The organism is Kineococcus haloalkalitolerans (assembly GCF_050871905.1).
GTDB lineage: Bacteria > Actinomycetota > Actinomycetes > Actinomycetales > Kineococcaceae > Kineococcus.
Map to the genome: position 1 here is coordinate 16,124 of NZ_JBJLSH010000006.1, position 14,835 is coordinate 30,958.

At 77.8% G+C, this 14,835-nt stretch carries 11 protein-coding genes and 1 riboswitch; of the genes, 7 read left to right on the forward strand and 4 right to left on the reverse strand.

Going from position 1 to position 14,835, the window contains the following annotated elements:
- Positions 1–69: 69 nt before the first annotated feature.
- From ACRYMY_RS04270 to ACRYMY_RS04285, 4 genes are all read right to left on the reverse strand, one after another.
- Complete coding sequence (locus ACRYMY_RS04270; protein ID WP_432546029.1) at positions 70–3,519, reverse strand: ATP-binding cassette domain-containing protein; 3,450 nt, start codon at positions 3,517–3,519, stop codon at positions 70–72.
- Positions 3,520–3,639: 120 nt separating this feature from the next.
- Positions 3,640–4,134 carry an HNH endonuclease gene (locus tag ACRYMY_RS04275; protein ID WP_432546030.1) on the reverse strand — a complete coding sequence of 165 codons (495 nt, stop codon included), beginning with the start codon at positions 4,132–4,134 and terminating at the stop codon, positions 3,640–3,642.
- Positions 4,135–4,471: 337 nt separating this feature from the next.
- Complete coding sequence (locus tag ACRYMY_RS04280) at positions 4,472–5,302, reverse strand: C40 family peptidase (RefSeq protein WP_432546031.1); 831 nt, start codon at positions 5,300–5,302, stop codon at positions 4,472–4,474.
- 3 nt (positions 5,303–5,305) lie between these two features.
- Positions 5,306–5,467, reverse strand: a riboswitch (cyclic di-AMP (ydaO/yuaA leader).
- A gap of 183 nt (positions 5,468–5,650) precedes the next feature.
- On the reverse strand, positions 5,651–6,361 hold the full coding sequence (locus ACRYMY_RS04285; RefSeq protein ID WP_432546032.1) for a metal-dependent transcriptional regulator: 711 nt from the start codon (positions 6,359–6,361) through the stop codon (positions 5,651–5,653).
- Positions 6,362–6,492: 131 nt separating this feature from the next.
- Between ACRYMY_RS04285 and ACRYMY_RS04290 the strand changes: the two genes are divergently transcribed.
- The 7 genes from ACRYMY_RS04290 (at position 6,493) to ACRYMY_RS04320 (ending at position 14,817) form a co-directional block, all read left to right on the forward strand.
- Entirely contained in the window at positions 6,493–7,887 is a 1,395-nt protein-coding gene (locus ACRYMY_RS04290) for a cryptochrome/photolyase family protein (RefSeq protein WP_432546033.1), read from the forward strand.
- A gap of 119 nt (positions 7,888–8,006) precedes the next feature.
- Entirely contained in the window at positions 8,007–8,612 is a 606-nt protein-coding gene (locus ACRYMY_RS04295) for a malonic semialdehyde reductase (RefSeq protein ID WP_432546034.1), read from the forward strand.
- 456 nt (positions 8,613–9,068) lie between these two features.
- Complete coding sequence (locus ACRYMY_RS04300; protein WP_432546035.1) at positions 9,069–9,761, forward strand: NUDIX hydrolase; 693 nt, start codon at positions 9,069–9,071, stop codon at positions 9,759–9,761.
- 73 nt (positions 9,762–9,834) lie between these two features.
- Positions 9,835–11,130: a quinolinate synthase NadA gene (gene nadA / locus ACRYMY_RS04305; protein WP_432546036.1), complete on the forward strand. Its 1,296-nt coding sequence runs from the start codon at positions 9,835–9,837 to the stop codon at positions 11,128–11,130.
- The gene (gene nadB / locus ACRYMY_RS04310; RefSeq protein ID WP_432546037.1) at positions 11,127–12,749 is read left to right on the forward strand and encodes an L-aspartate oxidase; all 1,623 of its coding nucleotides are present in this window, start codon (positions 11,127–11,129) and stop codon (positions 12,747–12,749) included. Before nadA ends, nadB begins: the two co-directional genes overlap by 4 nt.
- Positions 12,746–13,666 (forward strand): carboxylating nicotinate-nucleotide diphosphorylase, encoded by a 921-nt coding sequence (gene nadC, locus ACRYMY_RS04315; RefSeq protein WP_432546038.1) that lies wholly within the window; start codon positions 12,746–12,748, stop codon positions 13,664–13,666. Before nadB ends, nadC begins: the two co-directional genes overlap by 4 nt.
- On the forward strand, positions 13,663–14,817 hold the full coding sequence (locus ACRYMY_RS04320) for a cysteine desulfurase family protein (protein WP_432546039.1): 1,155 nt from the start codon (positions 13,663–13,665) through the stop codon (positions 14,815–14,817). The genes nadC and ACRYMY_RS04320 overlap by 4 nt, the downstream gene beginning before the upstream one ends.
- Positions 14,818–14,835 lie beyond the last annotated feature (18 nt).

The following is a 14,835-nucleotide window of genomic DNA, read 5'->3' on the forward strand; positions in this document are numbered from 1 at the left end:
CGCGCGCGGCGGCGTCCCCCGATGGTCGCCGGACGCGGGGCCGTTCGGGGCCGGGCGCGACCGGGCGGCTCAGCCGCCCAGGTGCCCCCAGTCGCCCTCCATCTGCGACCACGGCCCGACGGCGGCGACCCGGCCGCCGTCCAGGACGACGACGCGGTCGGCGCGGCGCAGCGCGGCCCGCTTGGAGGAGGACCCGAGCACGGTGACGCCGCGCCGGCGCAGCGACTCCCACAGCTCCACCTCGGTGCGGGCGTCCAGGGCGCTGGACACGTCGTCGGCCAGCAGCAGGTCCGCGCCGGTGGCCAGGGCGCGGGCCAGCGCCAGGCGCTGCACCTGCCCGCCGGACAGCCGCACCCCGCGGTGGCCGACGAGGGTGGCGCGCCCGCCGGCGGCCACGACGTCGGCGTCCAGGCGCGAGTCGTCGAAGGCCGCGTGGACGCGGTCGGCGGCGTGGTCGTGGTCCAGGTCGACGTTGTCGAGGAAGGAGCCGCTGAGCACGCGCGGCACCTGGGCGACGTAGCAGACCTGCCCGGGGCGCAGGAAGGTCTGCGGGTCGTCGACCTCGCGGCCGTTCCAGCGCACCTCCCCCTCGTGGTCGACGAGGCCGGCCAGCGCGCACAGCAGGCTGGACTTGCCGGCGCCGACGCGGCCGGTGAGCAGGACCAGCTCGCCGGCGCGCACCCGCAGGTCCACGCCCTGGACGCCGACGGTGCCGTCGTCGTGGACGGCGGCCACGGCCGCCAGCTCCAGCTCGCGCAGCGGCTGCTTGACGGGCGCGGCCGGCGCGGGCGCCGCCCCGCGCACGAGGTCGACGCCCGCGGGCAGCGCGAGGACGTCGCGGGTGCCCGCCAGGGCGGCCACCTCCCGCAGCCAGGTGCGCGCGACGGGCGCCTCGGTGACCACGGCGCCGGCGACGGTGCCGTAGTAGGAGGAACCGGCCAGGGCGGTGGACACGAGCAGGGCGGTGGCCAGGTCCCAGCGGCCGGACAGGTGGAACCACCAGGTCAGGACGATGCCGGCCTGCACGAGCACGCCCGGCACCCCGTCGAGCAGGGCCCGCACGCGGTGCTCGCGCACCGAGGCCCGCACGCGCCGGTCGTCGAGGGCGGCCAGGTGGCCCAGGACGCCGGGCGCGGCGGCGGCCAGCTTGACGGTGCGCAGGGCGTCCAGGGCCGAGCCGAGGGTGCGGCCGAAGACGGCGCGCGCGTCCCCGGCGGTGCGGGCGCTGGAGCCGGCGACGGGGGCGCCGGCGGTGGACACGGCCGCGGAGACGACCATGACGGCGGCCACGACGGCGCCGCCGAGGACGCTGCCGGACAGCAGGGCCGTCACGGCGACGACGACGGCGCCGATGACGACGTCGACCCACCGGTCGACGTAGAGGACGAAGCGCTCGGAGTCCAGGCAGCGGGCGGCGACCTCCCCGGGCGGGGTCCGCGGCAGGCGCCGCTGGCGGGTCTGCCCGCGCAGGACGGCCAGGCGCACCTGCAGGGTGACGGCCGACCACCACTGCGGGTACAGGCGCAGGGCGTGGGCGAGCGCCGGCGGCACCAGCAGCAGGGTGGCGACGACCCCGGCGGCGAGCAGGACGACCTCCGTGCCCGCCTCGCCGGTGCCCTGCACGTCGCGCAGGGTGGCGACCAGGTGGCCCCACACCCACCCGGTGACGGCCCCGTAGGCGCCGACGACGGACACGACGCAGAACAGCAGGGCCCCGACGACGCCCCAGCGCGGCTGCACGGCCACGGCGCGCAGGACGCTGCGCGCCAGGCTCGGGCGCGGCGGCACGGGCGGGCGGGTGTCGCGGCGCACCCGCGCGGCGGTGGCGGCCGGCGCGGGCGGGGGCGCGGTGTCCTCCCCGGCGGCGCGCAGCAGCTCGCGGAAGGGGCCGGGCTCGGCGGCCAGCCGCTCGCGGGGGCCGTGCTGGACGAGGCGGCCGGCCTCGAGGACGGCGACGGTGTCGGCGCGCCGGGTGGTGGACAGGCGGTGGGCGATGAGCAGGCCGGTGCGCCCGCGCAGCAGCCGCTCGGCGGCGGCCGTGACGCGCCGCTCGGTGACGGGGTCCATGCGGGCGGTGGCCTCGTCGAGGACGACGACGCGCACGTCGCGCACCAGCAGGCGGGCGAAGGCGACGAGCTGCTCCTCCCCCGCGGACAGGGCCAGCCCGCCCGCGCCCAGCCGCGTGTCCAGCCCCTCGGGCAGGGCGTCGACCCACTCCTCCAGGCCGAGGGCGGCGACGGCGCGGCGCACGGCCCCGCGGGGGACGTCGGCGAGCAGGGTGATGTTCTCGGCGAGGGTGGCGGCCAGGACCTCGGTGCGCTGGGTGACGACGCCGACGCCGCGGCGCAGGTCCTGCACGTCGGTGGCGGTGACGTCCTGCCCGCCGACGAGGACCTGCCCGGGCGGGGGTTCGAGGGCGCGGGAGAACAGCGCGGCCAGGGTGGACTTGCCGGCACCGCTGCGCCCGACGACGGCGCAGGTGGTGCCGGCGGGCACCACCAGCGACACGTCGTCGAGGGCGAAGCCGCCCGGGTGGGCGAAGCGCAGGTGCTCGGTGCGCAGCTCCAGCGGTCCGGGCGGCAGGAGCCGGCCGCCGCGCGGTTCCGCGTCGGCGCCGAGCATGCCGCGGATGCGGGTGAGCGCCCCGAGGCCGCCCTGCAGCTCCGGCAGCCGGTTGCTGACCTCGGTGAGGTCGCCGACGAACCCGCCCAGCAGCAGCCACAGGGTGACGAGGGCGGCCACGTCCAGCGTGCCGGCGACGACGAGGCCGCTGCCGGCGGTGACGAGGGCGACGAGCAGGCCCGTGAGGACGAACGCGGTGCGCAGGCCCACGCTGGCCGAGGCCGTGCAGGTGGCGGCCACGGCCCGCAGCACGCGCGCGGCGCGGACGGCGTAGCGGCGCACCACGTGCGGCTGGCCGAGGCTGGAACGCACGTCGTCGCGGCCGGCGACGGTCTCCTCCAGCTGGGCGGCGTGGTCGGTCCAGGCGACCTCCTCGGCCAGCTTGCGCTGCGCGACGACGCGGGTGAGCGGGCGGGCCACCAGCAGCGCGAGGGCGGCGACGAGGGGGAAGGCGATCCACGCCGGCCACCACGTCAGGCCGGCCACGACCCAGGCCAGCGCCGAGCGCAGCAGGGCGCGGGACAGCTCCCACGCGGTGCGCCGCAGCAGCTCGCCGAGCTGGCGCGGGTCGTCGTCGACGCGGTCGAGGACCTCCCCGACGGCCTGCTCGGCCAGGGCGGGCAGCGGCTGGTCGACGGCCGCGGCCAGCAGGTCGGCGCGCAGCCGGCCCTCGGCGCGCCCGACCACCCCGGAGAAGACGGTGCGCCCGACGGTGTCCAGCAGGCTGGCCCCCACGAGCAGGACCGCCAGCAGCGCCAGGGCCGGGGCGGTGGGTCCGGCGGCCAGCCGCCCGGTCACCACCGTGGCGACGGTCTCCCCCACCGCGGCCAGCACGGCCAGCGCGGCCGCGACCGCGCTCGCCGGACCGGCCAGCCGGCGCGCCGTCAGCGTGCGCACCCCTGCCCCCGTCCCCGTCGGCTCCCCCGGCGAGCACCGGGCACCCCGACGCTAGGGGGCGGCCCCGCCGGTGCTCCACCGGGTTTCGGGCCGGTGGGGCCCGGCGGGGCCGGCGAGCGCTCAGGCGGCGGTGGCCAGGTACTCGTCCCAGCGCGGGTCGGGCTGCTCGGCGCCGCGCACCGCCCAGGAGGCCCCGCGCGGGGCGGCGGGCCGGAACGGCAGCGACCAGCCCATCTCCTCCGGGGTGCGGTCGCCCTTGGCGTTGTTGCAGCGCACGCAGCAGGCCACGAGGTTCTCCCACGTGTCCGGGCCGCGGCGGCTGCGCGGCAGGACGTGGTCGACGGTCGTGGCGTGACCGCGGCAGTAGGCGCACCGCTGGTGGTCGCGGCGCAGCACCCCGCGCCGGCTGACGGGCACGACGCTGCCGCGCGGCACCCGCACGTAGCGGCTCAGGAGGATGACGGAGGGGCGTTCCAGGCTGACGGTGGCGCCGACGACGGGGTCGGCGTCCGCCAGGACGACCGACGCCTTGCCGGCGAGGACCAGGACCAGCGCGCGGCGGAAGGACACCACCGCGAGCGGTTCGTAGCCGGCGTTCAGCACGAGAGTGCGCATCGACACCTCCACACAGGGGCCCGGACGACGAGAGGCGCCGTCCCCCGGGGGGACGGCGCCTCTGAGATCGGCGACGTGGGCACGCGCGTGCACCACCGGATGGCGGTGGACCACCGGATGGTGGTGCGGCGGTGTGACACCCATGGCGGGCCTCCCGGACGCGCGTGCGGTCGTCGTGGTCGCACTGTACGTCCGGCCGGCGCCGGAGTCAGGCGGGTTGAGCCACGTCACACCGTGTCGCGCCCCGTCGCGCCCGCCGGCCACCCCCGGGACGCGCGGAGGCCCGGTCCCCCGCGGGGGACCGGGCCTCGTGGACGCGGTGGCCGGTGGCCGTCCGTCAGACCGGGGCGACCCGGCCGAAGGTGACGGCGGAGGACCAGATGGTGCGCAGCTGCACGGGCTTCCCGGCGCGCGGGGCGTCCCACATCATGTTGTCGCCGGCGTAGATGCCGACGTGGTAGGCGCGACCGCCGCGGTTGGAGAAGAACACGAGGTCGCCGGGGACGGCGTGCTCGCGGGCCAGGGGCGCCGCGGCGCCCTTCTGGGCGTTGGCGGTGCGGGGGATCTCCACGCCGATCTCGCGCATGACCCAGCTGGTGAAGCCCGAGCAGTCGAAGCCGGCCGGGGTGCTGCCGCCGTACACGTACGGCACGCCCGCGTAGCGGCTGGCGACGTCCAGGATCTGCTGACCGAGCGGGACGGCGGGCGCGTGCTCGACGACCGGGGCGGCCGGGGCGGCCGCGACGGCGGGCGCCGCGGCGACGGCGGGGACGACCGCGGCCGGGGCGACGCCGCTGGCGGCGCGCTCGGCGCGCACGACGGCGGGGGCCGGCGGCGGGGGCGGCGGCGGGGCGGGGGTGGGCACCGTGGTGAAGGCGGCGGTGGTCGCCACCTGCGCGGCGGCGGTGGCCGGGGCCGCGACGACGCCGACGGGGCTGGTGCCGAAGGCGGCGCTGACCGCGGTGCGGACCGAGGCGTCCACGGCGGCGGGGGCGGGGGCGGCACCGGCGGGGGCGGCGACCGAGAGGGCGAGCCCCCCGGCGGCGGCCAGGACGGCGACACCGCGGCCGGCGGCGCCGGCGCTGCGGCCGACCGTCTCCGCGAGACCGGTGAGGGGGGTGAGGGGGCGGACGGGCGCGCGGTGGCGCGCCGGGACGCGAGTCGTCACAGGTGTGGGCCTCTCCGACGCCTGCGAGGTTAGCTGTCGGGTTCGGGCGGGAGTCTCGCCCGGCCGGCTCTCGCCGGCTTCACCCCGAGGACCGCTCCGCCCGGAGGCGGGGCTGCCCGGAAGTTGGTTTCCCCGTCCCTGCCATGGGTCTGTCGGGGGACCTCTCCGCGCTGGCAGGGCTCGGCGTCCGCGGGAGGGCTCCCCGGTCAGTGGCCGGGGAACGGCGGGAACAGTAGCCGACGGCTCACACCGATGTCACGCACCGGTCACGAGGACGTGCCGAACAGGTGGCGTCACGTGACCTTCGATGAACATCGGGTGACAACGGGCTGGTGGGAACGGCCGGGCTCACGCGGTCTCGGCGACGAAGACGTGGTTGGCCTCGGCCGTCGTGAGCTTCACCACTCCACCGTCCTCGCCGTCCCCGCCACCGCGGACGGCGACCTCCAGACCGCCCGGCACGCTCGTGGCCACGACCGTGGCCCCCGAGCGCACCCCGGCGCGCGCGAAGCGGGCCAGCAGGTCCACGTCGGTCTGCAGCGGCTCGCCCAGGCGCCGCACGACGAGGTCGCGCCCGGCCAGGTCCCGGCTGGTCAGCGGGCGCACGCCCTCGGCGCGGAACGGCTCGGCCGGCCCGACCTCGCCCAGCTCCTCCAGGCCCGGGATCGGGTTGCCGTAGGGGTCGGACTGCGGGTGGTGGAGGATGTCGACGAGGCGCTTCTCGACCTCCTCGGAGATGACGTGCTCCCAGCGGCACGCCTCCTCGTGCACGAGCGGCCAGTCCAGCCCGATGACGTCGGTGAGCAGCCGCTCGGTGAGCCGGTGCTTGCGCATGACGCGCATCGCCTTGGTGCGCCCGGCGTCGGTCAGCTCCAGGCGGCGGTCGGCGCCCACGTGCAGGAGCCCGTCGCGCTCCATGCGGGCGACCGTCTGCGACACCGTGGGCCCGGAGTGGTGCAGGCGCTCGGCGATGCGGGCGCGCATCGGCACGACACCCTCCTCCTCGAGCTCGAAGACCGTCTTCAGGTACATCTCGGTGGTGTCGATGAGGTCGCTCACGACGACCATTCTCCGGTACGGGGCCCCCGGGCAGCACCCCTGGCCGACGGCGGTCCGGGCCGGCCGGCCCCGCGCCCCGCGCCGCACCCACGCCTCGCGGGCGCGCGCGGCGGCGGTTAGCGTCGCCGGGCGTGAGCGCGCGCCCCTCCGGCCAGGCCGGCCGCAGCGTCCTGTGGTTCCGCCGCGACCTGCGGCTGCGCGACCACCCCGCCCTGCTGGAGGCCGCCGCCGACGGCGAGGTCGTCCCCCTCTTCGTCCTGGACCCGGCCCTGTGGGGACCCTCGGGCGACGTGCGGCGCACCTACCTGCTGCGCTCGCTGCGCGCCCTGGACGCCGACCTCGGCGGGCGGCTGGTCGTCGAGCGCGGGGACCCGCAGCGCCTCGTGCCGCAGGTGGCCGCCCGCGCGGGGGCGGCACGGGTGCACGTCAGCGCCGACGCCGGGCCGCACGGGCGCCGCCGCGACGAGGCCGTGGCCGGGGCGCTGGCCGCCGACGGGCGCGAGCTGGTGCGCACCGGCACCCCCTACGCGGTGGGGCCGGGCACCCTGCTCAACGGCTCCGGGGAGCCGTTCAAGGTCTTCTCCGCCTTCGCCCGCGCGCACCGCGCGCACGGCTGGCCCGCGCCGGCCGACACCCCCGGCCGGGTGCGCTGGGCGGCGGACGCCGGGGAGGGCGTGGACGGCGCGCACTGGCCGGAGGAGCCGGGCACGGGCGGCGTCGAGCTGCCCCCGGCGGGTGAGGCGGCGGCCCACGACCGCTGGGAGCGCTTCCTCGCGTCGGCCCTGGGCGAGTACGCCGACCACCGCGACCGCCCGGACCTGGACGGCACCTCGCAGCTGTCGCACGCGCTGAAGTGGGGCGAGCTGCACCCGCGCACGCTGCTGGCGGCGCTGGCGCACCGGCGCTCGGAGGCGGCGGCGGAGTCGGCGCGGACCTTCCGCGACGAGCTGACCTGGCGCGACTTCTACGCCGACGTGCTGTGGCACCGCCCGGAGACGGCGCGCGAGTACTACCGGCCGCAGCTGGAGGCGCTGCAGTACACCGAGCCGGGCGAGGACTTCCGCGCCTGGGAGGAGGGCCGCACGGGCTACCCGGTCGTGGACGCCGGGATGCGCCAGCTGCGGACGGTGGGCTGGGTCCACAACCGGGTGCGGATGATCGTCGCCAGCTTCCTCGTCAAGGACCTGCACGTGGACTGGCGCTTCGGCGCCCGCACCTTCATGCGGGGCCTGCGCGACGCGGACCTGGCCAGCAACAGCCACGGTTGGCAGTGGGTGGCGGGCTCGGGGACCGACGCCGCGCCGTACTTCCGGATCTTCAACCCGGTCACGCAGGGCAAGCGCTTCGACCCCGACGGGGACTACGTGCGCCGCTACGTGCCGGAGCTGCGCCACCTGCCGGGGAAGGCCGCCCACGAGCCGTGGGAGCACGTCGAGGGCTACGCGCACGGCTACCCGGAGCGGATCGTCGACCACGCCGAGGAGCGCCGCCGGTCCCTGGCGGACTACGCCCGCGTCAGGGGCTGAGCCCCGCCGCGCTCCTGGTCCGGGGCCGGACGGGTGGCGCGCCCCGGCGCGCGGAACACCTCCCGGCCGTGGGATGTTGTCGCTTCAAGCACCGTCCCACCCGACCGGAGGCACTCACCGTGACCGTCACCACCGACACCCGCCGCCTCGACGAGGCCGCCGCCGACCTGCTCTTCCGCGAGGCCCGCACCGCCGGCACCTTCACCGGCGAGGAGGTCACCGACGAGCAGGTCCGGGCGATCTACGACCTCGTCAAGTACGCGCCCACGAGCATGAACACCCAGCCCGTGCGCCTGCTGCTGGTGCGCACGCCCGAGGCCCGCGAGCGCCTGGCGACCATGATGGCCGGCAGCAACGGCGACAAGGTGCGCCGCGCGCCCCTGTCGGTCGTCGTCGCCGCGGACCGCAACTTCCACGACCGCCTGCCGGAGGTCTTCCCGCACTTCCCCGGCGCGCGGGACCTGTTCGCCGACGACGAGCCGCGCCACCGCACGGCCGTCTTCAACGGGGCCATGCAGCTGGCCTACCTGGTGATCGGCGTCAGGGCGCTGGGCCTGGACGCGGGCCCGATGACCGGCATCGACGCGCCGGCGATCGAGGAGGCGTTCTTCGCGGGGCTGGACCAGGAGGTCCTCGCCGTGGTCAACGTCGGCGTCGCCGAGCAGGACGCCGCGCACCCGCGCCTGCCGCGCCTGCCCTACGAGGACGTCGTCCGCACCGTCTGAGCAGCACCGCACGAGCACGACCGGGCCCGGGGACGAGGAAGTCCCCGGGCTCTTCCCGTCCCGATCGCTCGGGACGGGGCCGGCTGGACGAAGCCGGCGCCCGGGGACCCGGTGACTGCCGTGGATTCGCCGCGCTGCGCGGGGCGACCAGAGCGGTCCGCGTCCATCACGCAGCTGCTAGCGGGCAGCCACCTCACGCGTCCGATGAGAACTCATGTACCGGACCACCTCCCTTCCCGTGTCCTCCGACCGTACGTCGGCCCGGCGCCGGTGTCACCCCCGTTTCGCCGCCCGCGAACCGGGTGCCGGGAGCCGGCCGCGCGGTCGCCGGAACCGCTCGACACCGCGGCGAGCGCTGTCGTACCCTGCTCCGGCAGTTGTTGTCAGAACCACCCTTACTCCCCGCCGCGGCCGGTCCGCCCGGGGCCGGTGGGCGCGAGGGAGTGGCAGGGGTCTGTGGAGCAGTCGCAGCGGGCGATCCTCGTCGCCGTCTCCACGGTGATCTTCGCGCTCCTGCCCGACCGCGCGGGCGACCGCCGCGTGCACCTGCCGCTGGTGCGCCGCACGCGCGACCCGTACGGCGGGCGGTGGGCGCTGCCCGGCGGGTGGGTGCGCACGGACGAGAGCCTCAGCGACGCCGGCCGGCGCACCCTGGCCGAGACGACCGGCCTGCGCCCCAGCTACCTGGAGCAGCTCTACACCTTCGGCCGCCCCGACCGCTCCCCCGGCCAGCGCGTCGTGTCCGTCGTCTACTCCGCCCTCGTGCGCAACCACCTCGCCGAGCACGCCGTCGAGGAGGAGAACGTGCGCTGGACGGCGGCGGACGACTGCACCGGCCTGGCCTTCGACCACGACGAGGTCGTCCAGTACGCGCTGTGGCGGCTGCGGACGAAGGTCCAGCACGCCCACGTGGCCCTGCACCTGCTGCCCGAGCGGTTCTCGCTGGCCGAGCTGCGCGAGGTCCACGAGGCGATCCTGCAGCGGCCGCTGGACCCGGCGAACTTCCGCCGCCAGGTGGAGCGCTCCGGCTCCGTCGTGGCCACCGGTGAACGGCAGTCCGGCGGGCGGCACCGGCCGCCGGAGCTGTACCGGGCCGTCGTGCCCGAGGGGTCGGCGGGCCCGTTCGCGCCCGCCGGCCCGCTCGCCTGAACCCTCCGCACGAACTCCCGCAGTCCCCCCGAGAGCCCGCGGCACCGCCGGGCCCGACGAGAAGAGGTACGCCGTGGCGTCCGTCCCCACGCAGATCGCGCTGCTCGCCCGCACCCCGGGGCGGGTGGAGGAGCAGACGTGCGACCCCGACCTGCCCACCGGCCCCTGGCAGTTCGACGCGGCCCCGGGCCGCCCGCTGCCGCTGCCCACCTACGGCGCCGGCGCCTCCCGGCAGGACGTCGCCCCGGCCACCACGCCGGTGCAGCAGCAGATCCCGGCCGAGTACCGCCTGCTGCCGGGCGAGGAGCTGGACCGGCGCATCCGCGCCGCGAAGGAGGCGCTGGGCGAGCGCCTGACGGTCCTCGGGCACTTCTACCAGCGCGACGAGGTCGTCCGGTACGCCGACTTCGTCGGCGACTCCTTCCAGCTGGCCCGGCAGTCCCAGCAGCGCGACGCCGCGGACTTCGTCGTGTTCTGCGGCGTGCACTTCATGGCCGAGACCGCCGACCTGCTCACCCGCCCCGACCAGGCCGTCGTGCTGCCGAACCTCGCGGCCGGCTGCTCGATGGCCGACATGGCCGACATCGACGCCGTCACCGCCTGCTGGCAGCAGCTGGAGGCCCTGTACGGCAGCGAGCCCGACGCCGACGGGAGGGTCCCCGTCGTCCCCGTCACCTACATGAACTCCTCCGCCGCGCTGAAGGCGTTCTGCGGCGAGCACGGCGGCATCGTCTGCACGTCCTCCAACGCCCGGCAGGTGCTCCAGTGGGCGTTCGAGCGCGGGCAGCGGGTGCTGTTCTTCCCCGACCAGCACCTGGGCCGCAACACCGCCAAGGCGATGGGCGTGCCCGTCTCCGCGATGCCGGTGTGGGACCCGCGCAAGCCGCGCGGCGGGAACTCCGCCGACGACCTGCTCGACGCGCGCGTCCTGCTCTGGCGCGGCTGGTGCTCGGTGCACCAGCGGTTCACCGTGCAGCAGATCGAGGCCGCCCGCGCCGCCGACCCGGCCGTGCGCGTCGTCGTGCACCCCGAGTGCCCGGCCGAGGTGGTCGACGCCGCCGACGAGAACGGTTCCACCCAGTACATCCAGGCCGTCGTGGACGCCGCGCCCGCGGGGACGTCGTTCGCGATCGGCACCGAGATCAACATGGTGCGGCGGCTGGCCGACGCCCGCCCCGACCTGACGATCACGTGCCTGGACCCCGTCGTGTGCCCGTGCTCGACGATGTACCGCATCCACCCCGCCTACCTGGCGTGGGTGCTGGAGGCGCTCGTGCGCGGCGAGGTCGTCAACCGGGTGCGCGTGGACGACGACGTGGCCCGGAACGCCCGCACGGCGCTGGAGCGGATGCTGGCGGTCGTGCCGTGACCGCGGACGCCGGGCGGGACGTCGTTCCGGGCGCCCTGCCGGGCGCCGACTGCGACGTGCTCGTGGTCGGCGGCGGGCTGGCGGGCGCGGCCGTCGCGCTGGAGCTGGCCGCCCGTCCCGGCGTCCACGTCCTGCTGGCCACCAAGACCGCCCTCGGCGACGGCAGCACGGCCCGCGCCCAGGGCGGGATGGCCGCGGCGACCGGCCCGGACGACGTCGCCGCGCACGCCGCGGACACCGTGGCCGCCGGCGCCGGGCTGACCGACGCCGCGGCCGCGCACGTCCTGGCGGCCGCCGGGCCGGACGCCGTGCGCCGGCTGGTGGAGTGGGGCGTGGTGTTCGACCGCGCCGCCGACGGCTCCTGGGCGCTGGGCCTGGAGGCCGCCCACGCGCGGGCGCGCGTCCTGCACGCCGGTGGCGACCGCACCGGCGCCGTCATCGCCGCCGCGCTCGCGGACGCGGTGCGCCGCAGCGCGACCGGCGTCCTCGAGGGCGCCTGCCTGGCCGGGCTCCTCGTCGAGGACGGCGCGGTGCGCGGCGCCGACCTGCTGGTGCGCGGGGCCGACGGGCGCGAGCACCCGCACCGGGTGCGCGCCGGCGCGGTCGTGCTGGCCACCGGCGGCGCCGGGCAGCTGTTCTCCCGCACCACGAACCCGCCCGTGGCCACCGGCGACGGCGTGGCCGCCGCCTGGCGCGCCGGCGCCGCGGTCGCCGACCTGGAGATGTACCAGTTCCACCCCACGGCGGCCGCGCTGCCCGAGCCGTTCCTCGTCTCCGAGGCCGTGCGCGGTGAGGGAGCGGTCCTGCTCGACGCCGCCGGGCACCGGTTCATGCCGGCCGTGGACGAGCGGGCCGAGCTGGCGCCGCGCGACGTCGTCGCCCGCGCGCTGGCCGCGGCGATGGCCGCCCGCGGCGGGCGACCGGCCCTGCTGGACGCCACGGGTGTCGCCGCCCGCACCGGCGTGCCGTTCGACGTGCGCTTCCCCGGCATCGCCGCGATGTGCCGGGCGCAGGGCGTCGACCCGGCCACCGAGCCCGTGCCGGTCACGCCCGCGGCCCACTACTGGATGGGCGGGGTGCGCACGGACACCGACGGGCGCACCACCGTGCCGGGCCTGTGGGCGGCCGGGGAGGTCGCCTGCACCGGCGTGCACGGCGCCAACCGGCTCGCCTCGAACTCCCTGCTGGAGGCCGTGGTCGTCGCGCGCCGCGTCGCCGCCTCCGTCCTCGCCGGGCGCGGGCCGTTCGTCCTGCCCGCCGGCGAGGACGTCCTGCACCTGCCCGGACCCGCTGCGGCGCAGGCCTCCCACGTCGCCCGCCGCGACCTGCGGGCGGCGATGTGGGAGCACGCCGGCCTGGCCCGCGAGGCCGCGGGCCTGCAGGTGGCGCGCAAGCTGCTCACCCCGGAGGAGGAACCGGCCGACCTCGACCCGTGGGACGCGAGCGGGGGTTCCGGCCCCGACCGCCGCGCCCTGGAGGACGCCGCCCTGCTGCTGACCGGGCGCCTGCTCGTGGCCGCCGCCGAGGCGCGCGAGGAGAGCGTCGGCGCCCACCACCGCCGCGACCACCCCTTCCCGCCGGCCTCCCCCCGGCGCCGCACCCTCGTGAGGACCCCGTGACCAGCACCGCTCCCAGCACCCCCGCCGCCCCCCTCGGTGCCGTGGCGGCCGTCGTGGCGGCCGCGCTCGCCGAGGACGCCCCGTGGGGCGACGTCACCAGCGAGTCGCTGCTGCCGGCCGACGCGCGGGCGCGCGCCGAGCTGCGCGCGCGCGAACCCGGTGTCCTGGCCGGCGGCGCGGCCGCGCGCGAGGCGTTCGCGCAGGCCGCCGCGCTGACCGGCGGCACCGCCGCCGTGCACGACCTGCTGCCCGACGGCACCCGGTTCGCCGCCGGCGACGTGCTGGCCCGCGTGGAGGGCACCGCCCTGGCGGTGCTGCGCGCCGAGCGGGTCGCGCTGAACCTGCTGCAGCACCTGTCGGGCGTGGCGACCCTGACGGCCCGGTTCGTCGAGGAGGTCACCGGCACGGGCACCCGGATCGCCGACACCCGCAAGACGACGCCCGGACTGCGGGCGCTGGAGCGCGCCGCGGTGCGCGCCGGCGGCGGGCGCAACCACCGCTGGTCGCTGTCGGACGCCGTGCTCGTCAAGGACAACCACCTGGCCGTCCTGCTCGCCGAGGGCCTGGACGTGACGGCCGCCCTGCGCGCGGCGCGCGAGCGCGTCCCGCACACCACGGTCGTGGAGGTGGAGGTCGACCGCCTCGACCAGCTCGACGCCGTCCTGGCCGCCGGCGTCGACGTCGTGCTGCTGGACAACTTCGCCCTGGCCGACCTGGCCGAGGGCGTGCGCCGCGCCCGGGCGGCCGGGGCGCTCGTGGAGGCCAGCGGCGGGGTGCGGCTGGACACCGTGCGGGCGATCGCCGCCACCGGCGTCGACGTGGTCTCGGTGGGCGCGCTGACGCAGAACGCCCGCACCCTCGACCTCGGCCTGGACGTGGAGGTGCTGGTGGGGGCCCGCACGGGGACGGGCTCGTGAGCGCGCCCGCGGACCCGCAGCCGCTGTACCTGGACCACGCGGCGACCTCCCCGCCGCGCCGGGAGGTCCTGGAGGCCGTCTGGCCGTACCTGACGCGGGTGACGGCGAACCCGTCCAGCGCGCACGCGGCCGGGCGCGAGGCCCGCGAGGCGCTGGAGCAGGCCCGCGAGGTCGTGGCCGGCGTCCTGGGCGCGCGCCCGGGCGAGGTGGTGTTCACCGGCGGCGGCACCGAGGCCGACAACCTCGCCGTGACGGGGATCGCGCGGGCCGCGCCGCGCGGGCGGCACGTCGTCGTCTCCGCGGTCGAGCACCCGGCCGTCCTGGAGACGGCGCTGGCGCTGCGCGCGGAGGGTTTCCGCGTCGACGTCGTCGGCGTCGACGACGACGGCCTGCTGGACCTGGAGGCGTTGCGGCGCACCGTGACCGGCGGCACGACGCTGGTGTCGGTGATGTACGCGAACAACGAGGTCGGCACCGTGCAGCCGCTCGCGGACGTGGCGGAGGTCTGCCGCGCGCGCGGCGTCCCCCTGCACACCGACGCCGTGCAGGCGGCCGGGTCGCTGCCGCTGGACGTCGACGCGCTGGGGGTGGACGCCCTGTCGGCCTCCGCGCACAAGTTCGGCGGGCTGCGCGGGGCGGGTTTCCTGCACGTGCGCGGCGCCCTCGCGCTGGAACCCGTGCTGCACGGCGGCGGGCAGGAGCGCGGACGCCGCTCGGGCACCGTGGACGTGGCCTCCGCCGTGGGCACCGCCGTGGCCCTGCACCTGGCCGAGGCCGCCCGCGAGGAGGAGTCCCGGCGCCTGGCCGGGCTGCGCGACCGGCTGGTCGCCGCGGTGCTGGCCGCGGTGCCCGGCGCGCGGCTGACGGGCCACCCGGTGCGGCGCCTGCCGCACCACGCCTCGTTCTGCTTCCCCGGCGTGGGCGGGGAGACCGTCCTGGCCGAGCTGGAGGCGCTGGGCGTGACGTGCTCCAGCGGGTCCGCGTGCGCGGCCGGTTCCGAGGACGCCTCGCACGTGCTGCTGGCGTGCGGCCTGGACGCCGACACCGCCCGCACCGCCGTGCGCCTGACGCTGGGGCGCACGACGACGGAGCAGGACGTCGAGCGGGTCGTGGACCTGGTGCCCCGGGCGGTGGGGCTGGCGCGCGCCTGAGCGTCACCGCCCGGGGGG